The sequence below is a fragment of the Streptomyces sp. NPDC002958 genome, from assembly GCF_055563255.1.
The window spans coordinates 406885-433834 of the sequence record NZ_JBVHDS010000002.1 but is presented as its reverse complement, the minus strand read 5'-3'; the positions used below and the strand labels follow the sequence as shown (position 1 = coordinate 433834).

Genomic DNA, 26950 nt, shown 5'->3' with positions numbered 1-26950 from the left:
TGATACCGTTCACGAAGCCCGGTGACGGAGTTGAAGGACCTGAGTACCACGGTCCATCGGCCCGAGGCATCGACTCGGACCGGGCCTACGCTCGTCCATGACGACACACTGCCCACCCCCTGCAAGCGGAGCTGCCGCCATGCCGTCCAACGACGTCCGGACTCTCCTTCAAGCCGCCGTACCCACCGCTGTCGCCGGCGCTGTTGCCGTCGCCATCAGCGCTGGCGTTGCCGGCGGCAAGGGAGCCCTGGGCGCGGTCGTTGCGACAATCGTGGTGATCCTCTTCATGGGGATCGGACTCGGGGTCCTGCAACGGACCGCGAAGTCCCTGCCTCACCTGTTCCAGGCGATGGGGCTGATGCTCTATACGACTCAGCTCATCCTGCTGTTCATTTTTGTCGCCGCGTTCAAGAACACCACTATGTTCAACCCGAAGGCTTTCGCGATCACGCTGGTCGCGACGACCCTCGTGTGGATCGGCGCACAGGCGCGTGCGCACATGAAGGCCAAGATCCTTTACGTCGAACCCGATGCCGACAAGGGTGAAAAGCCCAAGAACACGGGGTCGAAATCGTGAAGGGTAGGGGCGGGATAAGTGCGGGTCCACGACCCTGCTATCGTCCGGTTCCAACTGCGGCACTGCGGGCGCGGGCATGTGAGCTGACGCCTGTTCGATCGCGAGGCTCAATGCCTGACTGCCGCCCACACATCCGTTACACCAGTCCAGTGCCGAACCGCGGCTTCGCGCCGCGCCGACACAACGAGGTTGCCGTACCTATGCGCCACGCTGAAGGAGCCCGCGGTGAGTGCTGACCCGACACAGGTGCTCGCCTTCGAGACCGATTGCCACATCTTCGACGGTTGTGGTTTCCCGGCACCCGGCTTGCACTCGTTCCTGTTCGAGCCCCTCTGGGGTGATGCGGACAGCAACCTGTACTTCAACAAGACGATGCTGCTGGCGCTGCTCGGCTCGCTGATCATCATCGGCTTCTTCTGGGCGGCTTTCGCCAAGCCGAAGATCGTTCCGGGCAAGCTGCAGATGGTGGCCGAGGCCGGCTACGACTTCGTACGCCGGGGCGTCGTCTACGAGACGATCGGCAAGCGCGAGGGCGAGAAGTACGTCCCGCTCGTGGTCTCCCTGTTCTTCTTCGTCTGGATGATGAACCTCTGGTCCATCATTCCGGTCGCCCAGTTCCCCGTGACGGCGATCATTGCGTACCCGGCCGCGCTCGCCGCGATCGTGTACGTCCTGTGGGTCAGCCTGACCTTCAAGAAGCACGGTTTCGTCGGAGCCTTCAAGAACTTCACGGGCTACGACAAGACGCTCGGCCCGGTTCTGCCGCTCTCGATGACCATCGAGCTCTTCTCGAACCTGCTCGTCAGGCCGTTCACGCACGCCGTCCGGCTCTTTGCCAACATGTTCGCGGGTCACACCCTGCTGCTGCTCTTCACGATCGCCAGCTGGTACTTGCTCAACGGCATCGGCATCGCCTACGCGGGTGTCTCGTTCGTGATGGTCATCGTGATGACCGTCTTCGAGCTCTTCATCCAGGCTGTCCAGGCCTATGTGTTCGTCCTGCTGACCTGCAGCTACATCCAGGGCGCTCTCGCCAAGGGCCACTGAGCACCCCACCTCCTGAAGCACCCGGTGGCCAACCCCCACCGGACCAAGAAAGAGAAGGAAGAACCGGCATGTCTGCTCTCCAGACCCTCGCCGCCACCAGCGTCGAAATCAAGGGCAACCTCGGCTCCATCGGTTACGGCCTCGCCGCGATCGGCCCCGGCGTCGGCGTCGGCATCATCTTCGGTAACGGCACCCAGGCGCTCGCCCGTCAGCCCGAGGCTGCCGGTCTCATCCGCGCCAACCAGATTCTCGGCTTCGCCTTCTGTGAGGCGCTCGCCCTGATCGGTCTGGTCATGCCGTTCGTCTACCCGACCTCCTGACCGGTCGCGAACAGCCCATTCGACGGAAGGCACTGACGTGAACCCTCTGGTTCAGCTCGCGGCAGGGGAAGCGGAAAACCCGCTCATCCCGCCGATCCCTGAGCTCGTCATTGGCTTCATCGCCTTTGCCATCGTCTTCGGCGTCCTCGCCAAGAAGCTCCTCCCGAACATCAACAAGGTTCTGGAAGAGCGTCGTGAGGCAATCGAAGGCGGCATGGAAAAGGCCGATGCGGCCCAGACCGAGGCTCAGAGCGTGCTTGAGCAGTACAAGGCTCAGCTCGCCGAGGCCCGCCACGAAGCCGCTCGTATGCGCCAGGAGGCGCAGGAGCAGGGCGCCGTGATCCTGCAGGAGATGCGGGCGGAAGGCCAGCGGCAGCGCGAGGAGATCATCGCTGCCGGCCACGCCCAGATCGAGGCCGACCGCAAGGCTGCGGCTTCGGCGCTGCGTCAGGACGTGGGCAAGCTCGCCACCGACCTGGCCGGCAAGCTCGTCGGCGAGTCCCTTGAGGACCACGCCCGGCAGAGCGGCACCGTCGACCGATTCCTCGACGAGCTCGAGGCGAAGGCCGAGGCTGTCCGATGAACGGCGCGAGCCGCGAGGCACTGGCTGCCGCACGTGAGCGTCTCGACGCGCTGACCGACAACACGTCGGTCGACGCGGCGAAGCTCGCCGGGGAGCTGGCCGCCGTCACGGCGCTGCTCCAGCGCGAGGTCTCGCTGCGACGGGTCCTGACCGACCCGTCGCAGGACGGCGAGGCCAAGGCCGAGCTGGCCGGACGACTGCTCCGCGATCAGATGGGCGGCGAGACCGTCGACCTGATCTCCGGCATGGTCCGCTCCCGCTGGTCGCAGTCGCGTGACCTGGTCGACTCGGTTGAGGAACTGGCGAACATCGCGGACCTCACCGCCGCCCAGCGCAGCGGAGACCTCGACGACGTCGAGGACGAGCTGTTCCGGTTCGGCCGGATCGTCGCCTCCGACAAGGAACTGCGCGCCGCGCTCACCAGCCGGTCCGCGTCCGTCGCCGCCAAGAGCGAGCTGCTGCGCAGCCTGCTCGGCGGCAAGGCACGGCCCGCCACCCAGCGCCTCGTCGTGCGGCTGGTCACCCAGCCGCGTGGACGTAGCCTGGAAGAGGGACTCGAGTCCTTCTCCAAGCTTGCCGCGGAGCGCCGGGACCGCATGGTCGCCGTCGTCACCTCAGCAGTGCCGTTGAGTGATCAGCAGAAGCAGCGCCTCGGCGCCGCGCTGGCGAAGATCTACGGTCGGCCGATGCATCTGAATCTCGATGTGGACCCCACGGTCCTCGGCGGGATCTCGGTGCGGGTCGGTGACGAGGTCATCAACGGCACCATCGCGGAGCGCCTCGACGAGGCGACCCGTCGTATGGCCGGCTGACGAGCGCAGCGCAGCAACAGAACAGAGCAAGACCAGCGGCCCGGTTGGGCCGTGCAGAAATTGCAGAAGATTCCTGGGGGTCGGCCCCCAGACCCCCTTAAGAAACTTCGGGCCCAACAAGGAGAGCAGGGAACCCAGATGGCGGAGCTCACGATCCGGCCGGAGGAGATCCGGGACGCGCTGGAGAACTTTGTCCAGTCGTACAAGCCGGACGCGGCCTCGCGCGAGGAGGTCGGTACGGTCAGCGTTGCCGGCGACGGCATCGCGAAGGTCGAGGGTCTTCCCTCGGCCATGGCGAACGAGCTGCTGAAGTTCGAGGACGGCACCCTCGGTCTCGCCCTCAACCTCGAGGAGCGCGAGATCGGTGCGATCGTCCTCGGCGAGTTCAGCGGCATCGAAGAGGGCCAGCCGGTGCAGCGCACCGGTGAGGTGCTCTCCGTCGGCGTCGGCGAGGGTTACCTCGGCCGCGTCGTCGACCCGCTCGGCAACCCGATCGACGGTCTCGGCGAGATCGCGACCGAAAGCCGCCGCGCCCTCGAGCTGCAGGCCCCTGGCGTCATGGTCCGTAAGTCGGTGCACGAGCCGATGCAGACCGGCTACAAGGCCGTCGACGCCATGGTGCCGATCGGCCGCGGCCAGCGTCAGCTGATCATTGGTGACCGTCAGACGGGTAAGACCGCTCTGGCCGTCGACACGATCATCAACCAGCGCGACAACTGGCGCTCGGGCGACGTGAACAAGCAGGTGCGCTGCATCTACGTCGCCATCGGTCAGAAGGGTTCCACCATCGCCTCCGTGCGTGGTGCCCTGGAAGAGGCCGGTGCGCTCGAGTACACGACCATCGTCGCCGCCCCGGCGTCCGACCCGGCCGGCTTCAAGTACCTGGCGCCGTACACCGGTTCGGCCATCGGTCAGCACTGGATGTACCAGGGCAAGCACGTCCTGATCATCTTCGACGACCTCTCGAAGCAGGCCGACGCCTACCGCGCCGTGTCGCTTCTGCTGCGCCGTCCGCCGGGCCGCGAGGCCTACCCGGGCGACGTCTTCTACCTCCACTCGCGTCTGCTGGAGCGCTGCGCGAAGCTCTCCGACGAGATGGGCGCCGGTTCGATGACGGGCCTCCCGATCGTCGAGACCAAGGCGAACGACGTGTCGGCGTTCATCCCGACCAACGTCATCTCCATCACCGACGGCCAGTGCTTCCTGGAGTCCGACCTGTTCAACGCCGGCCAGCGTCCGGCCCTGAACGTCGGTATCTCGGTCTCCCGTGTCGGTGGCTCCGCCCAGCACAAGGCCATGAAGCAGGTTTCCGGCCGACTCCGCGTCGACCTCGCCCAGTACCGCGAGCTGGAGGCGTTCGCCGCCTTCGGTTCCGACCTGGACGCGGCTTCGAAGGCGTCGCTGGAGCGCGGTAAGCGCATGGTCGAGCTGCTGAAGCAGCCGCAGTACAACCCGTACCCGGTCGAGGAACAGGTCATCTCCATCTGGGCCGGCACCACCGGCAAGATGGACGACGTCCCGGTCGAGGACATCCGTCGCTTCGAGAGCGAGCTGCTGGAGTACCTGCGCCGTGAGCGCAAGGAGCTCCTGACCAGCATCGTCGAGGGCGGCAAGATGTCCGACGACACGCTGCAGTCGGTCGCCGACGCGGTCGCCGCCTTCAAGCAGCAGTTCGAGACCTCGGACGGCAAGCTCCTGGGCGAGGGCTGATCGATGGGCGCTCAGCTTCGCGTTTACAAGCGCCGCATTCGCTCCGTCACCGCCACGAAGAAGATCACCAAGGCGATGGAGATGATCGCCGCTTCGCGCATCGTCAAGGCGCAGCGCAAGGTGGCGGCGTCGACGCCGTACGCGACCGAGCTCACCCGTGCGGTGACCGCGGTGGCAACCGGCTCCACCACCAAGCACCCGCTGACCACCGAGGCCGACGCTCCGGCGCGGGCCGCGGTCCTGCTCATCACGAGCGACCGCGGTCTGGCCGGCGGTTACTCCTCCAACGCCATCAAGGCCGCGGAGCGACTGACCGAGCGTCTGCGCGGCGAGGGCAAGGAGGTCGTCACGTATGTGATCGGCCGCAAGGGTGTCGCCTACTACGGCTTCCGCGAGCGCAAGATCGCGGAGTCGTGGACGGGCTTCACCGACAGCCCGACGTACGCGGATGCGAAGCGGGCTGCGGCCCCGCTGATCGAAGCGGTCACCCAGGAGACCGCCGAGGGCGGCGTGGACGAGCTGCACATCGTCTTCACGGAGTTCGTGTCGATGATGACGCAGAACCCGGTGGACGACCGGATGCTGCCGCTCAGCCTCGGCGCTGCGAAGGAGGAGGACGGCAAGGGCGAGATCCTGCCGCTGTTCGACTTCGAGCCGTCGGCGGAGGACGTCCTCGACGCCCTGCTTCCGCGGTACGTCGAGAGCCGGATCTACAACGCGCTGCTGCAGGCCGCTGCTTCCGAGCACGCTGCCCGCCGCCGTGCGATGAAGTCGGCCACCGACAACGCCGGTGAGCTCATCAAGAGCCTCTCCCGGCTTGCCAACGCGGCCCGCCAGGCCGAAATCACCCAGGAAATCAGCGAGATCGTCGGTGGTGCCAGTGCGCTGGCCGACGCGACCGCGGGGAGTGACAAGTAATGACGACCACAGTTGAGACGGCCGTTGCCACGGGCCGCGTCGCCCGGGTCATCGGCCCGGTCGTCGACGTGGAGTTCCCCGTCGACGCGATGCCGGAGATCTACAACGCGCTGACCGTCGAGGTGGCCGACCCGGCCGAGGACGGCAAGCTCAAGAAGCTGACGCTCGAGGTCGCCCAGCACCTCGGCGACGGCGTGATCCGCGCGATCTCGATGCAGCCCACCGACGGTCTGGTCCGCCAGGCCCCGGTGACCGACACGGGCACCGGCATCACGGTCCCGGTCGGCGAGATCACCAAGGGCAAGGTGTTCAACACCCTTGGCGAGATCCTGAACAAGCCCGAGGCCGCGGCCGAGGTCACCGAGCGCTGGCCGATCCACCGCAAGGCGCCCAACTTCGACCAGCTCGAGTCCAAGACCGAGATGTTCGAGACCGGCGTCAAGGTCATCGACCTTCTCACCCCGTACGTCAAGGGTGGAAAGATCGGTCTGTTCGGTGGTGCCGGTGTCGGCAAGACCGTTCTGATCCAGGAAATGATCTACCGCGTGGCCAACAACCACGACGGTGTGTCGGTGTTCGCCGGTGTCGGTGAGCGCACCCGTGAGGGCAACGACCTCATCGAGGAAATGGCCGACTCGGGCGTCATCGACAAGACGGCGCTTGTCTTCGGTCAGATGGACGAGCCGCCGGGCACGCGTCTTCGTGTGGCGCTGGCCGGTCTGACCATGGCGGAGTACTTCCGCGATGTGCAGAAGCAGGACGTGCTCTTCTTCATCGACAACATCTTCCGGTACACCCAGGCCGGCTCCGAGGTGTCCACCCTGCTCGGCCGTATGCCGTCCGCGGTGGGTTACCAGCCGAACCTGGCCGACGAGATGGGTCTGCTGCAGGAGCGCATCACGTCGACCCGCGGTCACTCGATCACCTCGATGCAGGCGATCTACGTCCCCGCGGACGACCTGACCGACCCGGCCCCGGCCACCACCTTCGCCCACCTCGACGCGACGACGGTTCTCTCCCGTCCGATCTCCGAGAAGGGCATCTACCCGGCCGTGGACCCGCTGGACTCCACGTCCCGGATCCTGGACCCGCGTTACATCGCGCAGGACCACTACGACACCGCCATGCGGGTCAAGGGAATCCTGCAGAAGTACAAGGACCTCCAGGACATCATCGCCATTCTCGGTATGGACGAGCTCGGCGAGGAGGACAAGCTCACGGTCTTCCGCGCCCGTCGCATCGAGCGCTTCCTGTCCCAGAACACCCACGTCGCCAAGCAGTTCACCGGCGTGGACGGTTCGGACGTTCCGCTCGACGAGTCGATCGCCGCGTTCAACGCGATCGCCGACGGTGAGTACGACCACTTCCCGGAGCAGGCGTTCTTCATGTGCGGTGGCCTCGAGGACCTCAAGGCCAACGCCAAGGAGCTCGGCGTCTCCTGAGCCCTTGGCTCACCGAGGGGGGCGGGTGCGTCCCGTCCCCCTCACCACGCCCCGTAGAATTGACCCAACACCCGGCATGAACGGCCGGGTGGTGACCCGAGGAGCCACCCTTGGCTGCTGAGCTGCACGTCGAGCTGGTCGCCGCGGACCGCAGTGTCTGGTCCGGCGAGGCCACCCTGGTCGTCGCGCGCACCACGTCCGGCGACATCGGCGTCATGCCCGGTCACCAGCCGCTTCTGGGTGTGCTGGAATCGGGCCCGGTGACGATCCGTACGAGCGGCGGCGGAACCGTTGTCGCCGCTGTGCACGGCGGTTTCATCTCGTTCGCGGACGACAAGCTCTCGCTGCTCGCGGAGATCGCGGAGCTGGCGGACGAGATCGATGTCCAGCGCGCCGAGCGTGCGCTGGAGCGTGCGAAGTCGGACACGGACGCCGCCTCCGAGCGGCGCGCCGAAGTGCGACTGCGTGCGGTGGCGGTGCGCTAGCGCCCCGCGACCACGTAGCTTTACCCTCAGCCGCGGCCCGAGCTGGAGACCACTCCAGACCGTGCCGCGGCTGAGGCGATGCAGGTGCAGGTGCAGTTCTGGCGGTATCCGTTACTCGACGACGCGAGGAGGTCGGTGAAGATGTTCCTCGCGCTGTGGGTGGGCGGGCTGGTCGTCGCACTGATCGCGGTGGGTCTCTTCGTCTTCGGTCTGCGTCGGCGGCTGATTCAGCGCTCCGGTGGGACCTTCGACTGCAGCCTGCGATGGAATGTGCCGGAGGAGCCCGATCTCTCGGGCAAGGGCTGGGTGTACGGGGTCGCCCGGTACAGCGGCGACCGGATCGACTGGTTCCGGGTCTTCTCGTACTCTCCCCGCCCGCGCCGGGGCCTGGAGCGTTCCGCGATCGAGGTGGTCGCCCGTCGGCTGCCCGAGGGCGAGGAGGAGCTGGCGCTCCTGTCCGACGCCGTGGTGCTCGGCTGTCTCCATCGTGGGACCCGCCTGGAGCTGGCCATGAGCGAGGATGCGCTGACCGGGTTCCTCGCCTGGCTGGAGGCGGCTCCGCCCGGCCAGAGGGTGAATGTGGCGTAAGAGCGCCAAAGGTCTGTACGGCGTGGCCCGAGGGCCAGCTGGTCTTGAGGACCTTGTAGTCCTCGAAGCCCGTCTCGAATGTGCCGGGTGCCGCGCCCGTGGCGGCGCAGCCGGGCGCGTCCTGGGTGACACCGGTCCAGCCGCGGCCATGGAAGCCGACGCCGAGCAGCAACTTCGAGGCGGGGACGCCTGGGCCGGCGGCGAGATCAGGAAGGTCTGGACCAATCGTCAAGAGGTCCGGACCAAGGCTCGGAGCCAAACCTCAGATGCCCAACTCCTGTGCCAGGACCGCCGCCTGGACCCGGCTGTGCAGCTTCAGCTTGCCCAGCAACCTGCTGACGTGCGTCTTCACCGTCGCCCCGGCCATCGAGAGCCGGACCGCGCCCTCGGCATTCGACAGCCCCGCGCCCAGACAGCCGAGCACCTCGCGCTCCCGCTGGGTGAGGGTCGAGCACCGCAGGATCGGGCGCGTGCGCCGGGCGTGCGGGGGTGGTCCCGGCGAACTCCGCGATCAGACGGCGCATTTCGGCCAGACTGTCGACACTGTTCTCCCGGATCACTCCCAGCGCGTCGCGCGAGGTGTCCGGGTCGTCGATGGAGAGGGCGGCGGTGGAGTGGATGGCGATCGCGGAGAGATGGTTCGCCACCATGGCGTGGAGCTCGCGGGTCATCCGGGCGCGCTCGGCGGTCACCGCCTGGGTACGGTCCATCTCGGCCGACAGCGCGGTCTGATCGGCGCGCAGCTTGGCGGCCTCGGCGGCGTCGCGGTGGTTGCGGACGCTGCCCCCCCCGTGATGGCGGGCAGGAACGAGACTGGCGCTGCTGCAAGCGGCGATCTGGTACGTGGGCGGGGACGGGGATGTGACGTCGCCGCGGTCGTGGCAGCAGACGATGCTGTTTGTGACCGGGATCAACGTGGTCATCGCGGGGAGCTACACGGTGTTCCGAAGCGGGAGGGGGTGGGGCGCTGAAAAGTCCCCGGTTCCGTCCGTGCGCGATCACCACGGCGACGGGTTTGTCCTCAACCGCCGGACGGGTTTGAAAAGCAGGTCCGTCCGGCGATCGAGGGGCACAGCGGCTACCGCTCGCCGCCAGGCACCCACAGCACGTCGCCGACCTCCTTGTTCGCCGTCCTCGCGAGGATGAACAGCAGGTCGGAGAGGCGGTTGAGATACGTCGCCGTCAGCGCGTTCATCACCTCACCGTGCACCTCCAGCGCCGCCCACGTGGATCGCTCCGCACGCCGGACCACCGTGCACGCCTGGTGCAGCAGCGCCGCCCCCGGAGTACCGCCCGGCAGGATGAAGCTGCGCAGCTTCTCCAACTGCTCCAGGTAGTGGTCGCAGTCCGCCTCCAGCTTGTCGACGTAACTCTGCTCGACCCGCAGCGGCGGATATTTCGGGTCCTCGACGACCGGGGTCGACAGATCCGCGCCCACGTCGAACAGGTCGTTCTGCACGCGGACGAGGACCTTCACGACATCCTCGGAGAGCTGCCCGAGCGCGATCGCCGTACCGATGACGGCATTGGCCTCATTGGTGTCGGCGTACGCGGAGATCCGCAGATCGGTCTTGGCGGTCCGGCTCATGTCGCCGAGGGCGGTGGTGCCCTGATCGCCGGTGCGGGTGTAGATACGTGTCAGATTGACCATGGGACCAGCCTAGTTACGCACCGGCCCCGCGGAAGACGCGTGTGCCCACCGTCACGGCCGCCGGCGTGAAGGTGAGCGCCATCAGTACTGGGCGCGGACGGGCTCAAGGTCCGGCTCCGGCGCACCACTCTTTTCGGGCACATCGGCCGCGAGATGGTCGCGGGATGGTCGTGGGACGAAGCCCCGCCGAGGTCTCCGGGAAGCGCTCGGTCCGCTCGACGACATGGAGGGCCTCCCCGGCGAGCAGGTCCTCAACTACGCCCGGCGCGCCGCCGAATGACGTGTCCCGGTGTGATGTCCGTCATGCGAGACGTGACGCGCATCTCTTCCCGGTCACAGGGCCCCTCGCGGGTACTAATCTCCGCCGGAGAGCATGCGAACAACCGTTGGACCGGGCCGTGCAGGGACCAACTGCAGAGGCGAACAGAAAACAAGGGGTGCAGACGTGGCCAGGAAGCTCGCCGTCATCGGAGCCGGACTCATGGGATCCGGCATTGCGCAGGTCTCCGCCCAGGCGGGCTGGGACGTCGTGCTGCGTGATGTCACCGACGAGGCCCTGACCCGTGGGCGCGACGGGATCAAGGCCTCGTACGACAAGTTCGTCTCCAAGGGGAAGCTGGAGGCGGCCGACGCCGACGCCGCGCTGGCCCGCATCACCACCACCACCGACCTCGACGCGGTCGCCGACGCGGATGTCGTCGTCGAGGCCGTCTTCGAGAAGCTCGAGGTCAAGCACGAGATCTTCCGGGCCCTCGACAAGATCGTCCGGGACGACGCCGTCCTCGCCTCCAACACCTCCGCGATCCCGATCACCAAGATCGCGGCCGTGACGGAGCGCCCCGAGCGCGTCGTCGGTGTGCACTTCTTCTCGCCGGTCCCGATGATGCAGCTCTGCGAACTCGTACGCGGCTACAAGACCAGCGACGAAACCCTCGCCACCGCACGGGAGTTCGCCGAGTCTGTCGGCAAGACCTGCATCGTCGTCAACCGTGACGTGGCCGGCTTCGTCACCACCCGGCTGATCTCGGCGCTCGTCGTCGAGGCCGCCAAGCTGTACGAATCGGGCGTCGCCTCGGCCGAGGACATCGACATCGCCTGCAAGCTGGGCTTCGGCCACGCCATGGGGCCCCTCGCCACAGCGGACCTGACCGGTGTCGACATCCTGCTGCACGCCACAAGCAACATCTACACCGAGTCCCAGGACGAGAAGTTCGCTGCGCCGGAGCTGATGCGCCGGATGGTGGATGCAGGTGACATCGGCCGCAAGAGCGGGCAGGGCTTCTACACGTACTGATCGTTTTCGGTCCTCCGGTCGCCTGATCTGCCGTCGGTCAGGCCCGGAGGTACGGGGGGTATCTCCGGAATCGGTGGATCCGTGTGGGTCCTCGCCGGGCCTTGGTCACTCCCCGGGGTGAATTTGGTATCGGTTCGCTTACAGATGGCAACTTACCTGTCGCTGTCGGAGTCAGTTGTGGCAGAGACAGAACAGATGGACGAACCTTTTACGGAGTAATCCCGGGGAGCGCATATGCACATCAGGGGCGACCACGCCGAGCTGGTCGTCGGGGGCCGCCTCGATGTCCGAAGCGCGGCGGACGCCCGTACGGCCCTGCACTCGGCCCTCGACGACGGAGTCGGCGACCTGGTGCTCGACCTTACCGAGCTGGATTCCTGGGACGCCACCGGCCTCGGCGTCATCATGGGCGCGCACCGCCGGGCCGGGCGGGCCGGACGACGGCTGGTGCTCCGTGGCGTGCCGCCGCAGATGCAGCGCCTGCTGGTGGCGACCCGGCTGCACCGCATTCTGGCCATCGAGGGCGGGATCGCCGCAGACTCCCTGCCGCGCGTGTAGGGCCTGGCCGACCCCTTCCCGGTGGACGGGCCCGGCCGTGCGGCGCGGCCGAAGGTGCACAATCCGTACGAGAATGTGCGCTTCGGGCGGCGCGGCCCCCCGACTGTGCGCGGACACTGTGCCACGGTTTAGGGTTCGGCCGTCCGCCGATTGACGAGGAACCCACCAGGCGGACACCGGACCGGAAGCGACAGCGGGGCGTGCGAGGCCGGGAGGGACAATCGTGCGCGACGCGTCTGGGGGCTTTGGCGATGGACCCGACACACCGGGGGCCGGAAGAGTACGGTCGGGGCGACGACAGCTTCGGTGAGGGAACCGCCCGGCGACAGCCGTCCGGCGATCCTTCCCCAAGCTCTCAACTCCGATCGAGCAGGGGAAGCCCCATTACTCCGGATTTCGGTCAGCAAACGCCGCAACAGGCGCGCGTCGTCCAGCTCATATCGGGCGACTACCTCCTCACCGTCAACCCCGTCGATGGCAGCGAGGTCGAACTGTGCCCGCCTGGGAAGCAGCCCGGCCCTCCGGCCCGGCGCACCGCGGCCGAGCGCGCCGACCACGAACGCGCCACCGCACCACCGGTGCCGCCGGGGCCGCCCGCCCCCCAGCCGCCCCTCCTGGAGCGTGCCGAAGAGCGCGAACGGCTGGTGCGCCTGCTGGCCCGCGGCCGCTCGGTGCGGCTCACCGGACCGTCCGGATCCGGCCGTACGGCACTGCTGAACGCTGTCGCTGCCGACTGCGCGGACCTCGCACCGGACGGAGTCGTACGGCTCTCCGGCTACAAGCGGACCGTCACCGACCTGCTGTACGGGCTCTTCGAGGCCGTACATGACACACCGCTGCACCGGCCCGACCGTGCCGGTCTCCTCGAAAAGGTCCGCAGTATCGGCGCCGTCGTCGTGCTCGACGACCTGGAATTCGGCGGGGCCGCCCTCGAGGAGCTGCTCGATGCCACACCGGAGTGCGCCTTTCTGTTCGCGACGACGCCGGATGTCGCCGCACCCACCACCGACTCGTACCTCGAAGAGGTCTTCCTCGCGGGCCTCGGCCGCGGTTCCTCGATCGATTTGCTGGAGCGGGTCGTCGAGCGTCCGCTCACCGACGAGGAGGTGAACTGGGCGGGAGACCTCTGGTTCGAGTCCGAGGGGCTGCCGCTGCGCTTCGTCCAGGCGGGCGCCCTGCTGCGCCAGCGCGACATGCTGCGCACCGACCCCGACGCCTACGACGCCTACGGCGGCGCCGACGGCCGGCCCGCAGCCGCACCCTTCGGGCACGACGAGGAACTCGACGGCGTCCACATCCCGCTGCCCAGCCTCGGCGTGGGCGCGGCGCCCGCCGCACTGCTCGCCTCACGGCTGAGCGGGCCCGCCCGCGACACTCTGCGCTTCGCGGTCGCACTCGGCGGCGAGGTGCCGCACCAGGCGCATCTGCCCGCGCTCGTGGGGGACACCCACGCCGATGCCGCGCTCGGTGAACTGGCCGGCTGCGGACTGCTCTCCCCGGCCGGTACCCGCTACCGGCTGGCCGCCGGAGTTGTCGCCCAGCTGGAGGCCGCCGGATACGGCGAGGACAGCGCCGACCGGGCCCGGACGGCGGCCCAGCACTACGCCTGGTGGGCCGGGCACGCCTCGGTCTCCCCGGCACGGGCGACCGCCGAGGCCGACGCCGTCATCGCGGCCATGGCACAGCTCGTTCCCGGTGATGGGGCGGGGCAGACCAGCGCGGCCGTGCTGCTGGCCCGCAGCGCGTCTCCGGCCTTCGCGGCGGGACTGCACTGGGGCGCCTGGGAGAGGGTCCTGCGGATCGGCCAGGAGGCGGCCAGGATCGCCGGAGAGGTCGCCGAAGAGGCGTACTTCCACCATGAGTTGGGCGTCCTCGCGCTCTGCACCGGCAATCCGGACCGGGCCAGGGCGGAGCTGGAGACAGCGATCAGCATGCGCGGGGCGCTCGCCGACAAGTCGGGCGCGGTGGCCGGACGGCGCGCGCTCGCCCTGGTCGAGGACCGCTCCGGTGGCCCGCTGCCCGGCGGCCGCATCCCGGTGGCCGAGGATGTGCCGGCCCTGCGGTACGAGGAGCCGGTGCCGCTGCCGGCCGGTCCGACGACAGCCGTGACGCAGCCGCTGTCGCGGCCGTACGAGGCCGACACCGCGGTGATATCCCGACCGAGCGCCCCCACAGCCGTCTCGGCGGCGCGCAAGGGCCGCTTCGCGGTGCTGGGCGGGGCCCGGCGCAACCTGGTCGCGGTGGGCGCGGGCGTGCTCCTGGCCGGTTTGCTCGGCACGGTGGTGACGCTGGGGATGGCGTCCGGCGACGGCGATGCCCAGGGAACCCCGGGTGTCACAACCGAGGAACCGGCGGGTCAGGACGACAGCGGGAACGACATCCCGGAAGACGGGCCGGCGGACGGCTCGATGCCCGGGGACACGTCATCCACCGGCAGTGCACAGACGCCGGGCCCGTCGGCCAGTCAGGCCACACCGAGCATGGGCGGTACGCCGTCCACGGAATCGACGCGGCCGGGCGACACCCCGTCGTCCAACACGCCGTCCAGCGGCAAGCCGTCGTCGGGCAGTCCGACCGATTCGTCCAGTCCGACGCAGTCGCCCTCGCCGTCGAATTCGAGCAGCCCGAGCCCGAGTCCGACTCGGCCCGAGTCCCCGGACCCGTCGGAATCGGCCACCGAGACCCCGCCGACCTCGCCGGATACTTCCGACTCGGCGAGCGGGCCTTCTTCTTCGTCGTCGGGGGCTGCCAGTGCGGACAGCAGTCCGACCGCAGGCTGAGCGGAGCTCATGGAACGCCGGACGGGCCATGCGCGTCCGGCGTTCGCCGCACGTCAGAACAGACGCAGCTTGTCGTCCTCGATACCGCGCAGCGCGTCGTAGTCGAGCACCACACAGTCGATCCCGCGGTCCGTTGCCAGCACCCGCGCCTGCGGCTTGATCTCCTGAGCCGCGAAGATGCCCTTCACGGGGGCGAGGTGGGGATCGCGGTTGAGCAGCTCCAGATAGCGGGTCAGCTGCTCCACGCCGTCGATGTCGCCGCGGCGCTTCAGCTCCACGGCCACGGTCTGCCCGTCGGCGTCCCGGCACAGGATGTCGACGGGCCCGATGGCGGTGAAGTACTCACGGCGGATCAGGGTGTAGCCCTCGCCGAGTGTCTCGATCCGGTCAGCGAGGAGTTCCTGCAGATGTGCTTCGACGCCGTCCTTGATAAGCCCCGGGTCGACCCCCAGCTCATGGGACGAGTCATGGAGGATTTCCTCCATCGTGATGATCAGTTTCTCGCCCGCTTTGTTGACCACGGTCCAGACGCCCGCGGTGTCGTCGGCGCCCTCCTTGAGGGTGCAGGGCGGTGACATCCAGTTGAGGGGTTTGTACGCCCTGTCGTCGGCGTGGATCGACACGCTCCCGTCGGCCTTTATCAGGATCAGACGGGGAGCGGAGGGCAGGTGGGCCGTGAGCCGGCCGGCGTAGTCCACGGAGCAGCGGGCGATGACGAGACGCATGGTCGGCAACGCTACTCGACGACAGGCGCTCGACGCGATTCTCCCTCCGCGGCCCGCCACCGCCCCGGACCGGGGCCCTGCGGGGCTTGCCCCTCTTTACTCCCCTTCGTTATTGGCCGGTTGTGTTCCCAATCTCCTGGTGCGGCCTGGACTGCGCCCTTACCGTGTAAGACAGGAGGGAGGTCGCCGTCTGTGCACGCTGCGTCGCCGTCCTCCTGCCCTGCCCGTAAGGCCCCGGCCCGGCGTCGGGGTCGCGAGAGGAGAACCCATGTCGCTCGACGTCTCACCGGCCCTGTTGGAACAGGCCGAGCGAGGCGAGGTCGACGAAGCCGACTTCGTCGACTGCGTCCGGACCTCCCTGCCCTACGCATGGGAGATGATCAGCTCGCTGGTGGCTCAGCTGAAGGTCGACGGCGGAGAGTTCGCCGACAACCAGACGCCCCCGCCGGACGAGCAGGCACGTGGTCAGCTGCTGCGTGCGCTCGCGAGTGATGCGATACGTGGCGCCCTGCAGCGGCACTTCGGGGTGCGTCTGGCATTCCAGAACTGCCACCGCGTCGCGGTGTTCCCGCTGGACGCCTCGGTCGACGAGCGTCTGGCCCGCTTCACCTCGGTGAGGGGCCAGTTGCTCAATCAGTCGCCCGAACTACGGGACTGCTAAACGCTTCTGCTGCCGTTCCGGGCCGCAGAAGGTGCAACTGGCTCCGGGGCGGCAGCCCCCGTACCTCTTACGACTTCTTATGTGAGCAGCGGCAGAACTTCGGTGCCCAGCCGCGCTACGTTCTCCTCCGTGGACGCCAGATCTCCCGAACCCTCCACCAGGAGCGCGAAGCGGCTGATGCCGGTCCGCTCGGTGGTGGCGGCGAGCCGGTCGGCCGCGAGCCGGGGCGGCCCCACCGGATGAAGGCCGCACAGCAGCTCCGTATAGGCGACCGGGTCGCGCATCACCCGGTGCCGGCCGTCGACCGTCACATGGGCGTCCAAGCCCTGTCGCAGCCAGCCGGGCATCGCCTTCACGAGCGTCTCCACGGCGTCCTCGGCACGGTCGGCGATCTGGGCCACCCCTGCGGACACATGTCCGGCCTCCCGGACGCTCTCGGGCGAGCGGCCCGCGGCAAGGGCGCTGGAGCGCCACAGGGCGACCATCTCGGCCTTCTCCTCGTCCCCGCAGTGCATCCCGAGCAGCATCGGCAGTCCGTTCTCCGCGGCGAGCCTCACCGACTTCGGCGAGGTGCACGCGACGATCACCTCGGGGCCGCCGGGGTTCGCGCTGCCGTCCTTGTCGAGCAGCTCGTCGGCCCGGGGAACCACCGCCACCTCGCGGAAGCCGTACCGCTCCCCGTTTCCCGCCACCCGTGGCTTGCCCAGCCAGTCGAGCAGCAGCTCCAAGGACTCCGGGAACCCCTTCTCGTATGCCTCCAGGCCCCCTCCGAACACCTCCAGATCCACCCAGGGGCCGCCCCGGCCGACGCCCAGGCTGAATCTGCCGCCGCTGGTGAGATGCAGCAGCGCGGCCTGCTCGCCCAGTGCGACCGGATGCTGGGTCGGCAGCACGCTCACCGCCGTACCCACCTGGATTCTCCGGGTGCGGCCGAGCAGCAGCGCGGCCAGGGTGACGGCGGACGGGCAGACCCCGTACGGCACGAAATGATGTTCTGCCAGCCAGACCGAGTCGAGCCCGGATTCCTCCGCGACCTCGGTGGACCGGATCGCGCGATGCAGAGCTTCTCCCGGTCCCTGACCCGGAAACTGGGCTGCCAGTACGAACGTTCCCACACGCATCGCCAATTGCCTCCTTGCGGCCGACGCGGCTCTCCCCTGCCGGGGACAACGTCTGACACGTGCCAAAGGCACGGTCCGGAGGCAAGTTGTTGCGATTTTCCGGTAACTCACCCCCTCCAGGGCGCCGGCCCGCGAGGCACGGGACGACCGCCTCGTCCGAATGGCCCTACGCTGGACGGGAACTGCCCGGCCTGCCCTGTGAGGTGTCACGTGTCCCCGCGCCGCAACCGCCCCCGAGGCGGCGAGAGTCCCCACGACAGCGCAGCGGAGCCGGGGGCCCGTTACGGCGGCGGTGGACGCACGGAGGAGTGGCGGGGGGAGGAGTGGTCGGTCCGCCCGGTGAGCGGCGCGAGCGCGGTCGGCAAGCGGTACCGCTGCCCCGGCTGCGACCAGGAGATCCCGTCGGGTGTCCCGCACCTGGTGGCCTGGTCCGAGTACGGCGGGATCGACGACCGCAGGCACTGGCACAAGGCGTGCTGGAACGCGAAGGACCGCCGCACCACGCAGGTGCAGCGGTCCAGGAACGCGCCTCGCTACTGAGCCCCGGCGACCGGCCTCGCCGACGAGTGGTCAGGCGTCGCGGTTCTCCAGCGACAGATAGGCGCCGGCCATGGCCACGGCCGTGACGCCGAGCATGATCCACAGCGGCTCCCAGCCGGACGGTCCCGCCCCGGTGACCGAAGTGTCGTAGAACGCGCTGAGCTGACTGGGGATCGAGTACTCGAAGAGCGCTTCCTGCAGGTCGGCGAGCGACTGCGCGAACATGAAGATGGCCAGCACGAGCGGCAGCAGCACCACCCCGATCATGATCGTGATCGCACCCGCGGAGTGCCGGATGAGAGCGCCGACCGCGAGCGAGAGCAGTCCCAGCGTCGCCATGTAGAGGCCGACGCCGACCGTGGCGCGCAGCCAGTCGTCACCGGTGGGCGCCGCGCCGTCCAGGATGGCCGTCTGCAAGGCGCCGACCAGCGCGGTCGTCACGGTCGTGATGACGAAGGTGAGCAGGAAGAAGACGATCGCCTTCGCGCTCAGCACCCGCGCACGGCTGGGGCAGGCCGTCAGCGTCGTACGGATCATGCCGGTGCCGTACTCGGAGGCGATGGTCATCACGCCGAGCGTGATGACACAGATCGAGCCGAGCAGCACACCGAAGAAGCCGAAGCTGAGTACCGGGACCTCGCCGATGTCGGTGTCGGCCGTGTTCATGATCGCCGCCACCAGCAGACCCAGGCCGATCAGCAGCACGATCATGATGCCGAGCGTCCACATCGTGGAGCGCACCGAACGGATCTTGGTCCACTCGGAGGCGAGGGCATTGCCGAGGGTGGCGCGGCGCAGCGGGATCGGCGAGGCGTAGAGCCCGGCCGATGCGCCCTGCCGGCTCTGCTGCGGGGCCGGGGCCTGCTGGTACGGCGCCTGCGGGGTCGGCGGTGTCGTCATCGGGCGTCCTCGCTGGTCTCGCGCTCGGTCAGGTCTGCGGGGGCTGCGGCGGGTTCGGACGGGGTCGGGGCGGCGGGGGCTTCCGTGGCCGGGGCGGCAGGGGCCGCCGGGGCTTTCTCAGCCGGGGTGGCGGGGGTCGCCGGGGTTTCCGTGTACGGGTTCCGTCCGGGCGGCGGCGGGGCGTACCAGCTCTGCTGCGGCATTTCCGGGACCGGCTGCTGCGGTGGCCCGTAACCGGGCTGCTGTCCGTACCCACCGTGCACCGGCTGCTGCAGCCCGGCCTTCTGGTCCGCCGTCGAGCGGTAGTCCACGACGCCCTGCGTCATCCGCATGTACGCCTCCTCCAGCGAGGCCTGGTGCGGCGAGAGCTCCCACAGCCGCACGTCGGACTCGTGCGCCAGATCGCTGATCCGGGGCAGCCGCAGTCCGGTGACCCGCAGGGCCCCGTCCGGCTCCGACATGACCTGGCCGCCCGCCTCGGTGAGCGAGGCGGTCAGTTTCTCCCGCTGCTCCGGCACACCGTCCGCGATCCGTACCCGGGCGAAGTCGGCCGAGTTGGCGGAGATGAAGTCCTTGACGCTCATGTCGGCGAGCAGTTGTCCGCGGCCGATCACGATCAGATGGTCGGCGGTGAGTGCCATCTCGCTCATCAGATGGCTGGAGACGAAGACCGTACGGCCCTCCGACGCCAGCATCTTCATCAGATTGCGGACCCAGAGGATGCCCTCGGGGTCGAGACCGTTGACGGGCTCGTCGAAGAGCAGCACCTGCGGGTCGCCGAGCAGCGCCGCCGCGATGCCGAGCCGCTGGCCCATACCGAGCGAGAAGCCCTTGGACCGCTTCCGCGCGACATCGTGCAGTCCGACGACTCCGAGCACCTCGTCGACCCGGGCGGCCGGGATGCCGGCCAGCTGGGCGAGCGAGAGGAGGTGGTTACGGGCGCTGCGCCCGCCGTGCACCGCCTTCGCGTCCAGCAGCGCACCCACCTGCCGCGGAGCGTTCGGCAGACTGCGGAAGGGGTGGCCGCCGATCGTGACATGACCGGAAGTCGGCCGGTCCAGGCCCAGCATCATGCGCATGGTGGTGGACTTGCCCGACCCGTTGGGACCGAGGAATCCGGTGACGGCGCCCGGCCGCACCTGGAAGGAAAGGTTGTACACGGCTGTCTTCGCGCCGTAGCGCTTCGTCAGGCCGACTGCCTCGATCATGCTCCAGCCCCATCGACTTCTGTCCGTCGTCGGGGCCCGGGCCGTCCGGCCGCACACCCCCGTAAGGGTTAGGAGGATATCCAGGCCTTGACGGTTCCGGCCAAGGGTTAGGTCATGCGTCCCGCTTCTTCAGTACGAGATACCCGCCCACCAGCGCGGCCGCCACCCAGGCGACCAGAATCCCGAGCCCACCCCACGGCCCGTACGGAGCCGGGTTGCCGTTCATGGCGTCGGGAACCACCTGCATGATCTTGGATCCGGCCTGGTCGGGGAAGTAGCGGGCGACCTTCTTCGTGCCCGGGACCGCCGACAGGATCTGGGAGACCAGGAAGAAGAACGGCATCAGGATGCCGAGCGACAGCGTGGAGCTGCGCAGCATCGTCGCCACACCCATGGAGAAGATCCCGATCAGACCCATGTAGATGCCGCCGCCGACGACCGCGCGCAGGACATGGTCCGCGCCGATGTCCGTGCGGTGATCGCCGAGGAGTGCCTGCCCGAGGAAGAACGAGACGAAGCTGGTGGCGATGCCGACCACCAGGGCCAGCACACCGGCCACCGCGACCTTGCTGAACAGGAACGAACCGCGCTGCGGCACGGCGGCCAGCGAGGTACGGATCATGCCCGAGCTGTACTCCGTGCCGACCACCAGCACACCGAAGACGACCATGGCGAGCTGGCCGAGGACCATGCCGGAGAAGCTGATGAGGGTGGGGTCGAAGATGGCCCTCTCCACCGCGGGGAGGTCGTCGAACTGGGCGTTCATCAGGGCACAGAGCGCCGCGCTCATCGCGACGGTGACGACGAACGCGGAAATCAGGGTCCAGACGGTCGAGGAGACCGTACGGATCTTGGTCCACTCGGAGGTCAGGACCGCGGGTACCGATGCCATCGTCGTCACGCCCCCTTGCCGGTGCCGGAGGCGGTCTGCCGGTCGTACTGAGCGCCCCAGCGCGGGCCCACGGGCGGTGGTGGTGCCCCACCGCGCTCCGAGTGGGCGTGATACTCCACGGAATCCGCCGTCATCTGCATGAACGCTTCCTCCAGGGAGGCCCGCTGGGAGCTCAGCTCGTGCAGCACGATCTGATGCCGGGCGGCGAGCTCGCCCAGCGCCTCGGTGGTGGCGCCGTCGATCTCCAGCGTGCCGCTCCCCGTCTCGACCACGACCATGCCCGCCTCGTGCAGCACATCGCGCAGCCGCTCCTGCTGCGGGGAGCGCAGCCGTACGTAACTGCGGGAGTTCTGGTGGATGAAGTCGGCCATCGAGGTGTCGGCCAGCAGCCGGCCCTGACCGATCACGATCAAGTGGTCCGCGGTGAGTGCCATTTCGCTCATCAGATGCGAGGAGACGAAGATCGTCCGGCCTTCCGCGGCGAGCGCCTTCATCATCTTGCGGATCCAGTGAATGCCCTCGGGGTCGAGACCGTTGACGGGCTCGTCGAAGAGCAGCACCTGCGGGTCGCCGAGCAGCGCCGCCGCGATGCCGAGCCGCTGGCTCATGCCGAGGGAGAAACCCTTCGACTTCTTCCTCGCCACCGCGCTCAGACCGACGGTGTCCAGAACCTCCGCGACCCGGCTCTTCGGGATGCGATTGCTCTGCGCGAGGCAGAGCAGATTGTTGTACGCGCTGCGCCCGCCGTGCATCGACTTGGCGTCCAGCAGTGCCCCGATGTACTTGAGAGGTTCTTCCAGGTCGCGGTAGTGCTTGCCGTTGATACGCACCGAACCGCTGGTCGGGTTGTCCAGATCGAGCATCATCCGCATCGTCGTGGATTTGCCCGCCCCGTTGGGGCCCAGAAAGCCCGTCACCATTCCAGGATTGACCTGGCACGAAAGCCGGTCGACGGCAACCTTGTTGCCAAAGTGCTTGGTGAGCCCTTCAAGCTCGATCATGCGTTCACGCTAGAACGGCCGCGCGCCCGGCGCCACCACAGGGGTGGAACCGGGCGCGCAAGTAGTACAGCTGCGGTACTCCGGGGTCAGCGGGTCTGCTGAGCCGGGACGCCGCGGGTGACCGGCTCGTCGTCGGCGGGGGAGCCGGCGGCTGCCACCGCGGCACCGGTCAGCGTCGCCAGCATCTCGCGGACGTTGGTCAGCTGAGCGTTGATCGAGTCGCGGCGGTTGGTGAGCGCCGCCAGCTCGCGCTCCGACTCGCTGCGGATCCGGTCGGCCTTCGCGTTCGCGTCGGCCACGATGTCCTCGGACTGGCGCTGCGCGGTCTCCACCGTCTGACGGGCCCGGCGCTCGGCGTCCGTACGGAGCTTCTCGGCCTCCAGACGGAGCTGCTCGGCGCGGTGCTCGATCTCGGCGAGGCGCTTCTCGGCCTTGGCCTGACGGGACGCCAGGTCGCGCTCCGACTGGTCGCGGCGCTTGGCCAGGTTGGTCTCGAAGTCCGCGGCGGCCTGGGCGGCCTTGGCACGGGTCTCCTCGAAGAGGGCGTCCGCCTCCTCGCGCTTCTGCGACGCGTCCTTCTGGGCGTCGGCGCGCAGCGAGGTGGCCTCACCCTTGGCCTTCTCGACGATACGGACGCCCTCGTCCTCGGCCTTCGCCTTGCGCTCGGCGGCGAACGACTCGGCGTCGTTGCGCACCTGCTGGGCGGCCGACTCGGCGAGCTCACGGTGCTGCTCGGCGGCGCGACGGGCCTCCTCACGCAGGTCCTTCGCCTCCTCCTCGGCCAGGCGGAGAATCTTCTCCACGCGCGCGCCGAGACCGGCGTACGACGGCTCCGCGTCGCTCACCTGGGCCTGGGCGTTCTGCGTTTCGAGGTGGAGCTCCTCGATGCGCTTTTCCAGAGACGTGATGCGGGTGAGGGCACTGTCACGGTCGGCGACGAGCTTGGTAATGCGGTCATCCACCTGACCGCGGTCGTATCCACGTCGCACGAGCTCGAAGCCGAAGGGGGAGGAAGGGTCGCTCATGGGGTTCCTGTCGAATGAGACCGGTGAGGTGTTAGGGGGAATCCTAGGGGCCGAAGCGGCGTGTCATCGAGTGGATGCCCGTTTGGTCTGGAGAATGACACCCCTTTTGAGTGGCTGACCTGCGCAACTCTTGCCACTCCGAGGGTTGAACGTCCTTGACGAAGCACGGGAGATGGCAGGGTGACTACCCCTCGGACGACTTGCCACTCGATCGAGTGCCCGCCGCGGCCCCGGCCTTGACGCCATTGGTGGAGCCGCCGCCCGCGCCCTTGCCGCCGCCCGTCGGCGTCTCGAACGACTCCAACGCCTCCAGCACGTCCTGGACACGGGAGATTTCGGTGTTGATGTCCTCGCGCCGACGCACCAGCAGATCGAGTTCGCGCTTGCCCTCGTCCACCGTGCGCTTGGCCTCGGTCTCGGCGTCGGCCCGCAGCTTCTCGGCCTCACGGATCAGCGTGGCCTTCTTCTGCTCGGCCTCCTTCAGCAGCGACTCGGCCCGCTTCACCGCCGCGATGCGGACCTTGCTCGCCTCCGAATTCGCCTCCGCCAGCAGCTCCTTGGCCTTGGCCGCCGCCTGGTCGCGCTGCTCGGTCGCCGCCTTCATCAGGTTGTCGACGCGCTCGCCCGTGGTCTTCATCTGCTCGGAGGTCTCCCGGCGGGCCCGGTCGTGCAGCTCCTGGATCTCGCCCTCGAGCCGGGTCCTGAGCTCCTCGGCACGCTCCCGGATGGCCGTGGCGTCCCGGCGCGCGCCGACGAGCAGCTCGTCCGCGTCCGTACGGGCGCGCTCCACCAGGGAGTTGCCCTCGACGGTCGCCTCCGAGGTGATCCGCACGGCCTCCTTGCGGGCCGCGCCGACCATCGTGTCGGCCTGCTCCTCAGCCTCGGTGGCGGCGCGCAGCGCCTCCTCCTGGGCCTTGTTGATGAGCTGGTCCGCCTGCTCGGCGGCATCGGCACGGCGCTTCGCAGCGGCCTCCCGCGCTTCGTCGAGCAGCCGGTCCGATTCCTGACGGGCCTCCGAGCGCATCTGCTCGGCCGCCGCCTCCGCGTCGGCGCGTACCCGCTCCGACTCCTCGTGGGTACGGGCCGCGTGCTCCCGCGCGGAGCCGATGGTGGCCGCCGCTTCCGCACGCATCTGCTCGGCCTCGTCCGTGGCCTCGCCCGTCAGCCGGTCCGCCTGCTGCTTCGCCTCGTCGACGAGCTGGGTGGACCGCTGCGTCGCCTCGTCGACCAGCTGGGTGGCCTGCTGCGCCGACTCCGTACGGATCCGCTCGGCCTCGCTCGTCGCCTCGCCCACCAGCCGGTCGGCCTGGGCCGCGGCATCGGAACGCATCCGGTTGGCGTCCTCGCGGGCCTCGGCCCGGCTGCGTGCCGCGTCCTGCTCGGCCGAGGCCAGCGCGTCGGAGGCCTCGGTACGCATCCGCTGGCTGTACTCCGCGGTGTCCGCGCGCAGCCGCTCCGACTCGTTGATCGCATCGGACACGGTCCGCTCGGCCATCGCCTTAGCGGCCTCGGACTCCTCCCGCGCCTCCTGGCGGATCCGGCTCGCGTCCTCGCCGGCCCGATCCCGCTCCGCGTGCGCGTCGGCGCGGACCCGGTCCGCCTCCTCCTGCGCCTCGGACTTCGTCCGCTCCGCGACATGCTCGGCGGTGGAGCGCAGTCCGGCGATCTCCGCCTCGGCCTGCTCCTGCAGCCCGCTGACCGAATCCCGCACTTGCTGGGCGGTCTGCTCGGCCGCGGAGACCAGCTCGGCCGCCCGGCTGTCCGCCTCCTCGACCAGGCGCTGGGCCTCGGCCTGTGCCTGCTCGACCCGCTTGCGGGCGGAGGCGAGGAGCTCCTCGCTCTGCTCACGGGCCCGCTCGCGCTCCTGGTTCGCCTCGGTGCGCGCCGCGTCGAGGGTCTCCTCGGCCTCCCGGCGGCGGCGGTTCGCCTCCTCCTGCGCGGCGGCCAGTGCCTCGGCGGCCTCCGTGGCCACCCGCTCGGCGGCGGCAGCGGCCTCGGACCGCACCCGGTCGGCGCTCTCCTGAGCTTCGCTCTTGAGCCGCTCCGCCTCGGCGGCAGCCTCGCTGCGCAGCCGTACGGCTGCGGACTCGCCCTCCGCACGCGACTTCGACGCATCCGCCGCGGCCTCGTCGCGGAGCCGCTCCGCCTCGGTCTCCGCCTGCTCCCGCAGCGCCCGCAGCCGCTCGGCGGCCTCCGTGCGCAGCCGCTCGGACTCCTCGTTCGTCTCGCGCCGGATGCGCTCCGCCTCGGCGCGCGCGTCCGTGAGCGCCTGCTCGGCGGTGGAGACCCTGGTCTCGGCCTCGGCGTGCAGCCGGGCCAGCTCGTCGGCCGCCTCCGCCTGCCGGGCCGCGACCGCGCGCGCGGTCTCCTCGCGCAGCTCCGCCGCCGCCCGCTCGGCCGCGGTGGTGGTGGAACCGGCCTGTTCCTCGGACTCGGCACGCAGCTGCTCGGCCTCGGCGCGGGCCCGCTCCAGGGCCTCCTCCGCCTGCTTGCGCAGTGCGCCGGCCCGCTCGGCAGCTTCGGTACGGACCCGCTCGCTCTCCGTGCCCGCCGTGGCACGCAGCTCCTCGGCGTCCGCCTTCGCCTTGGACAGCAGCTCCTCGGCGGTCTTCGCGCCCTCCTCGATCTGCTGGACGGCCTCGCGGCGGGCCTCGCCACGGATCCGCTCGCCCTCGGCGACCGCCTCGGAGCGCAGCTGCTCGGCCTCGCCGCGCAGCCTGCGCGCCTCCTCCTGCAGCTCGACCGTCTTGGCCCGGTACTCCTTGGTGTCGTCCTTGGCCGCGCCCTTGAGCTGATCGGCCTGCTCGGCGGCCTCGCCGCGCAGCCGGTCCGCCTCGGCCTCCGCCTCGCGGCGGATCCGGTCGGCCTCCTCGCCCGCCGCCCTGGTGGTGGACCGCGCGTCCTCGGACGCCTTGGTCAGCACCTCCTCGGCGGCCCTGGCGGCCTTGGCCAGCTGGGCCGCGGTGTCCTCGGCGGCCGCCGTGCGGGCCTTCTCGGACGCCTCGGACTTCAGCCGGTCCGCCTCGGCACGGGCATCGGCGAGCGCCTGCTCGGCCTCCGCCTTGAGGGTCTCGGCGTCCTTGGTGGCCTCGCCGACCAGCCGGGCGATCTCCGACTTGGCGGTACGGGTGCGCTGCTCGTTCTGCGACTCGGCGGCGGCCAGCCGCTTGACGGCGGCCTCCTTCGCCTCGGCAGTGACCTTCTCGGCCTCCAGGCGGGCCTCGCGCAGCCGTGTCTCGGCCTCCTGCATGCGCTGCTCGGCGGCCCGGTTCAGCTCGGCGGTCTGCTGCCGGGTCTGCTCGGCCTCCGCCGTCGTCGACGTGCGCAGCTGCTCGGCGTGGCTGGTGGCCTCCTGCGCCTGGCTGGAGGCGGCGTTCAGCAGCCGTTCGGCGTCCTTGCGGGCGCGCAGCAGGATCGCCTCGGCCTCGGCACGGGCCGACTCCGCCTCGGCACCGAGTCGCTGCCGGGTCTCGTCCGCGAGTCGGCCCGCCTCGCCGCGCGCGGCCGCCAGCGACTGCTCGGCCTCGGCCCTGGACTCCTCCAGCAGCCTGCGCGCCTGGGACTCGGTCCTGGCCCTGAGCTGCTCGGCCCAGGCGACGTTCTCGTTGACATGGGACTCGACGGTCTGGCGGCGCTCGGCCAGCTCCTGGTCGAGCTGCTGGCGCCGCTGCACGGCCTCGTTGTGCAGCTCGGCCTGGAGCCGCGCCTGGTGCTCGGCGTGCTCCTGCAGGATCCGCTGCGTCTGCGCACGGGCGTCACGCAGCTCCCGCTCGGCGTCGGTCCGCAGCTGGTCGGCCTGGATCTGGGCATTACGGAGCAACTGATCGGCCTGGTAGCCGATGTCCGCGCTGTCGTAGGCGGGACGGGTCGCGAGATTGCGCCGAGCCTCATGCAGCTTGGCGCGCAAGACCTCGACCTGGTAACCGAGGTCCTCGGCGTGCTGGACGGCCTTCTCCCGGTCGGTCTTCAGCCGGTCCATCTTGGCTTCGAACCGTGAGAGATGGTCGTCTTCAGCTCGGTGGCTCTCCTGGCGTTCGTAGCCCCGCACTGCGCGGTCCCATCCGTCCCCTGGTCGCAACTCTCCAACGAGTACCGTTCGCCGGCGAACGGTC

Annotated in this window: 24 protein-coding genes and 3 pseudogenes; 15 read left to right on the top strand and 12 right to left on the bottom strand. The window is 69.4% G+C overall.

Features of this window, described 5'->3' with window-relative positions; all coding sequences use genetic code 11:
- Nucleotides 1–139 precede the first annotated feature (139 nt).
- The 10 genes from ACZ3IC_RS05425 (at nucleotide 140) to ACZ3IC_RS05380 (ending at nucleotide 8482) form a co-directional block, all read left to right on the top strand.
- On the top strand, nucleotides 140–577 hold the full coding sequence (locus tag ACZ3IC_RS05425; RefSeq protein WP_467412819.1) for a hypothetical protein: 438 nt from the start codon (nucleotides 140–142) through the stop codon (nucleotides 575–577).
- A gap of 225 nt (nucleotides 578–802) precedes the next feature.
- A complete protein-coding gene (atpB, locus tag ACZ3IC_RS05420; RefSeq protein ID WP_467412816.1) occupies nucleotides 803–1624 on the top strand; it encodes a F0F1 ATP synthase subunit A in 822 nt (273 codons plus the stop codon).
- A 68-nt stretch (nucleotides 1625–1692) separates the two neighbouring features.
- A complete protein-coding gene (locus tag ACZ3IC_RS05415; RefSeq protein ID WP_037689279.1) occupies nucleotides 1693–1944 on the top strand; it encodes an ATP synthase subunit c family protein in 252 nt (83 codons plus the stop codon).
- 37 nt (nucleotides 1945–1981) lie between these two features.
- Nucleotides 1982–2527, top strand: a complete 546-nt coding sequence (locus ACZ3IC_RS05410) for a F0F1 ATP synthase subunit B (RefSeq protein ID WP_467412813.1) — start codon at nucleotides 1982–1984, stop codon at nucleotides 2525–2527.
- Nucleotides 2524–3339 carry a F0F1 ATP synthase subunit delta gene (locus ACZ3IC_RS05405; RefSeq protein ID WP_467412812.1) on the top strand — a complete coding sequence of 272 codons (816 nt, stop codon included), beginning with the start codon at nucleotides 2524–2526 and terminating at the stop codon, nucleotides 3337–3339. Before ACZ3IC_RS05410 ends, ACZ3IC_RS05405 begins: the two co-directional genes overlap by 4 nt.
- Nucleotides 3340–3477: 138 nt before the next feature.
- On the top strand, nucleotides 3478–5049 hold the full coding sequence (gene atpA, locus ACZ3IC_RS05400) for a F0F1 ATP synthase subunit alpha (protein WP_467412811.1): 1572 nt from the start codon (nucleotides 3478–3480) through the stop codon (nucleotides 5047–5049).
- A 3-nt stretch (nucleotides 5050–5052) separates the two neighbouring features.
- Nucleotides 5053–5967: a F0F1 ATP synthase subunit gamma gene (locus ACZ3IC_RS05395; protein WP_467412810.1), complete on the top strand. Its 915-nt coding sequence runs from the start codon at nucleotides 5053–5055 to the stop codon at nucleotides 5965–5967.
- Entirely contained in the window at nucleotides 5967–7409 is a 1443-nt protein-coding gene (atpD, locus tag ACZ3IC_RS05390) for a F0F1 ATP synthase subunit beta (RefSeq protein WP_467412808.1), read from the top strand. Before ACZ3IC_RS05395 ends, atpD begins: the two co-directional genes overlap by 1 nt.
- Before the next feature lie 110 nt (nucleotides 7410–7519).
- Entirely contained in the window at nucleotides 7520–7894 is a 375-nt protein-coding gene (locus ACZ3IC_RS05385) for a F0F1 ATP synthase subunit epsilon (RefSeq protein ID WP_366293370.1), read from the top strand.
- Nucleotides 7895–8035: 141 nt separating this feature from the next.
- Entirely contained in the window at nucleotides 8036–8482 is a 447-nt protein-coding gene (locus tag ACZ3IC_RS05380; RefSeq protein WP_467413152.1) for a DUF2550 domain-containing protein, read from the top strand.
- A 31-nt stretch (nucleotides 8483–8513) separates the two neighbouring features.
- On the opposite strand, the pseudogene ACZ3IC_RS05375 reads toward ACZ3IC_RS05380, so the two are convergent.
- The 4 genes and pseudogenes from ACZ3IC_RS05375 to ACZ3IC_RS05360 form a co-directional block, all read right to left on the bottom strand.
- A pseudogene (locus tag ACZ3IC_RS05375) lies at nucleotides 8514–8672 on the bottom strand (chitinase); the annotation flags it as partial.
- Nucleotides 8673–8744: 72 nt separating this feature from the next.
- Nucleotides 8745–9012, bottom strand: a pseudogene (locus ACZ3IC_RS05370) (response regulator transcription factor); the annotation flags it as partial.
- Nucleotides 8988–9296 (bottom strand): annotated as a pseudogene (locus ACZ3IC_RS05365) (histidine kinase); the annotation flags it as partial. The pseudogenes ACZ3IC_RS05365 and ACZ3IC_RS05370, both read right to left, overlap by 25 nt.
- A gap of 264 nt (nucleotides 9297–9560) precedes the next feature.
- Nucleotides 9561–10133 carry a cob(I)yrinic acid a,c-diamide adenosyltransferase gene (locus ACZ3IC_RS05360; protein ID WP_467412805.1) on the bottom strand — a complete coding sequence of 191 codons (573 nt, stop codon included), beginning with the start codon at nucleotides 10131–10133 and terminating at the stop codon, nucleotides 9561–9563.
- 445 nt (nucleotides 10134–10578) lie between these two features.
- On the opposite strand from ACZ3IC_RS05360, the gene ACZ3IC_RS05355 reads away from it, so the two are divergent.
- From ACZ3IC_RS05355 to ACZ3IC_RS05345, 3 genes are all read left to right on the top strand, one after another.
- A complete protein-coding gene (locus ACZ3IC_RS05355; RefSeq protein WP_361440664.1) occupies nucleotides 10579–11427 on the top strand; it encodes a 3-hydroxyacyl-CoA dehydrogenase family protein in 849 nt (282 codons plus the stop codon).
- A 234-nt stretch (nucleotides 11428–11661) separates the two neighbouring features.
- A complete protein-coding gene (locus ACZ3IC_RS05350; RefSeq protein WP_072486732.1) occupies nucleotides 11662–11985 on the top strand; it encodes an STAS domain-containing protein in 324 nt (107 codons plus the stop codon).
- Between the two features lie 251 nt (nucleotides 11986–12236).
- Nucleotides 12237–14765 (top strand): ATP-binding protein, encoded by a 2529-nt coding sequence (locus tag ACZ3IC_RS05345; protein ID WP_467412802.1) that lies wholly within the window; start codon nucleotides 12237–12239, stop codon nucleotides 14763–14765.
- A gap of 53 nt (nucleotides 14766–14818) precedes the next feature.
- Here the strand turns inward: ACZ3IC_RS05345 and nucS are convergent, their stop codons facing one another.
- Complete coding sequence (nucS, locus tag ACZ3IC_RS05340) at nucleotides 14819–15490, bottom strand: endonuclease NucS (RefSeq protein WP_467412799.1); 672 nt, start codon at nucleotides 15488–15490, stop codon at nucleotides 14819–14821.
- A gap of 268 nt (nucleotides 15491–15758) precedes the next feature.
- Between nucS and ACZ3IC_RS05335 the strand changes: the two genes are divergently transcribed.
- A complete protein-coding gene (locus ACZ3IC_RS05335; protein WP_030971516.1) occupies nucleotides 15759–16151 on the top strand; it encodes an SCO5389 family protein in 393 nt (130 codons plus the stop codon).
- A gap of 77 nt (nucleotides 16152–16228) precedes the next feature.
- Here the strand turns inward: ACZ3IC_RS05335 and ACZ3IC_RS05330 are convergent, their stop codons facing one another.
- Complete coding sequence (locus ACZ3IC_RS05330) at nucleotides 16229–17272, bottom strand: LLM class flavin-dependent oxidoreductase (RefSeq protein WP_467412798.1); 1044 nt, start codon at nucleotides 17270–17272, stop codon at nucleotides 16229–16231.
- Nucleotides 17273–17482: 210 nt separating this feature from the next.
- Between ACZ3IC_RS05330 and ACZ3IC_RS05325 the strand changes: the two genes are divergently transcribed.
- Entirely contained in the window at nucleotides 17483–17812 is a 330-nt protein-coding gene (locus tag ACZ3IC_RS05325; protein WP_467412797.1) for an ATP/GTP-binding protein, read from the top strand.
- Between the two features lie 30 nt (nucleotides 17813–17842).
- On the opposite strand, the gene ACZ3IC_RS05320 is transcribed toward ACZ3IC_RS05325, so the two are convergent.
- From ACZ3IC_RS05320 to scy, 6 genes are all read right to left on the bottom strand, one after another.
- Nucleotides 17843–18712: an ABC transporter permease subunit gene (locus ACZ3IC_RS05320; RefSeq protein ID WP_467412795.1), complete on the bottom strand. Its 870-nt coding sequence runs from the start codon at nucleotides 18710–18712 to the stop codon at nucleotides 17843–17845.
- A complete protein-coding gene (locus ACZ3IC_RS05315; protein ID WP_467412794.1) occupies nucleotides 18709–19920 on the bottom strand; it encodes an ABC transporter ATP-binding protein in 1212 nt (403 codons plus the stop codon). Before ACZ3IC_RS05315 ends, ACZ3IC_RS05320 begins: the two co-directional genes overlap by 4 nt.
- A 112-nt stretch (nucleotides 19921–20032) precedes the next feature.
- The gene (locus ACZ3IC_RS05310; RefSeq protein WP_467412792.1) at nucleotides 20033–20812 is read right to left on the bottom strand and encodes an ABC transporter permease; all 780 of its coding nucleotides are present in this window, start codon (nucleotides 20810–20812) and stop codon (nucleotides 20033–20035) included.
- A gap of 5 nt (nucleotides 20813–20817) precedes the next feature.
- Nucleotides 20818–21813 (bottom strand): ABC transporter ATP-binding protein, encoded by a 996-nt coding sequence (locus tag ACZ3IC_RS05305; protein ID WP_467412790.1) that lies wholly within the window; start codon nucleotides 21811–21813, stop codon nucleotides 20818–20820.
- Between the two features lie 86 nt (nucleotides 21814–21899).
- A complete protein-coding gene (locus ACZ3IC_RS05300; RefSeq protein ID WP_467412789.1) occupies nucleotides 21900–22838 on the bottom strand; it encodes a cellulose-binding protein in 939 nt (312 codons plus the stop codon).
- Nucleotides 22839–23022: 184 nt separating this feature from the next.
- A complete protein-coding gene (scy, locus tag ACZ3IC_RS05295; protein WP_467412787.1) occupies nucleotides 23023–26886 on the bottom strand; it encodes a polarized growth protein Scy in 3864 nt (1287 codons plus the stop codon).
- Nucleotides 26887–26950 lie beyond the last annotated feature (64 nt).

Excerpts from the sequence above, each read along its gene's own strand:
- ACZ3IC_RS05425 (WP_467412819.1), top strand. The coding sequence starts at position 140 with ATGCCGTCCAACGACGTCCGGACTCTCCTTCAAGCCGCCGTACCCACC.
- ACZ3IC_RS05415 (WP_037689279.1), top strand. The coding sequence starts at position 1,693 with ATGTCTGCTCTCCAGACCCTCGCCGCCACCAGCGTCGAAATCAAGGGC.
- ACZ3IC_RS05405 (WP_467412812.1), top strand. The coding sequence starts at position 2,524 with ATGAACGGCGCGAGCCGCGAGGCACTGGCTGCCGCACGTGAGCGTCTC.
- atpA (WP_467412811.1), top strand. The coding sequence starts at position 3,478 with ATGGCGGAGCTCACGATCCGGCCGGAGGAGATCCGGGACGCGCTGGAG.
- ACZ3IC_RS05395 (WP_467412810.1), top strand. The coding sequence starts at position 5,053 with ATGGGCGCTCAGCTTCGCGTTTACAAGCGCCGCATTCGCTCCGTCACC.
- atpD (WP_467412808.1), top strand. The coding sequence starts at position 5,967 with ATGACGACCACAGTTGAGACGGCCGTTGCCACGGGCCGCGTCGCCCGG.
- ACZ3IC_RS05380 (WP_467413152.1), top strand. The coding sequence starts at position 8,036 with ATGTTCCTCGCGCTGTGGGTGGGCGGGCTGGTCGTCGCACTGATCGCG.
- ACZ3IC_RS05360 (WP_467412805.1), bottom strand. The coding sequence starts at position 10,133 with ATGGTCAATCTGACACGTATCTACACCCGCACCGGCGATCAGGGCACC.
- ACZ3IC_RS05350 (WP_072486732.1), top strand. The coding sequence starts at position 11,662 with ATGCACATCAGGGGCGACCACGCCGAGCTGGTCGTCGGGGGCCGCCTC.
- ACZ3IC_RS05345 (WP_467412802.1), top strand. The coding sequence starts at position 12,237 with ATGGACCCGACACACCGGGGGCCGGAAGAGTACGGTCGGGGCGACGAC.
- nucS (WP_467412799.1), bottom strand. The coding sequence starts at position 15,490 with ATGCGTCTCGTCATCGCCCGCTGCTCCGTGGACTACGCCGGCCGGCTC.
- ACZ3IC_RS05335 (WP_030971516.1), top strand. The coding sequence starts at position 15,759 with ATGTCGCTCGACGTCTCACCGGCCCTGTTGGAACAGGCCGAGCGAGGC.
- ACZ3IC_RS05330 (WP_467412798.1), bottom strand. The coding sequence starts at position 17,272 with ATGCGTGTGGGAACGTTCGTACTGGCAGCCCAGTTTCCGGGTCAGGGA.
- ACZ3IC_RS05320 (WP_467412795.1), bottom strand. The coding sequence starts at position 18,712 with ATGACGACACCGCCGACCCCGCAGGCGCCGTACCAGCAGGCCCCGGCC.
- ACZ3IC_RS05315 (WP_467412794.1), bottom strand. The coding sequence starts at position 19,920 with ATGATCGAGGCAGTCGGCCTGACGAAGCGCTACGGCGCGAAGACAGCC.
- ACZ3IC_RS05310 (WP_467412792.1), bottom strand. The coding sequence starts at position 20,812 with ATGGCATCGGTACCCGCGGTCCTGACCTCCGAGTGGACCAAGATCCGT.
- ACZ3IC_RS05305 (WP_467412790.1), bottom strand. The coding sequence starts at position 21,813 with ATGATCGAGCTTGAAGGGCTCACCAAGCACTTTGGCAACAAGGTTGCC.
- ACZ3IC_RS05300 (WP_467412789.1), bottom strand. The coding sequence starts at position 22,838 with ATGAGCGACCCTTCCTCCCCCTTCGGCTTCGAGCTCGTGCGACGTGGA.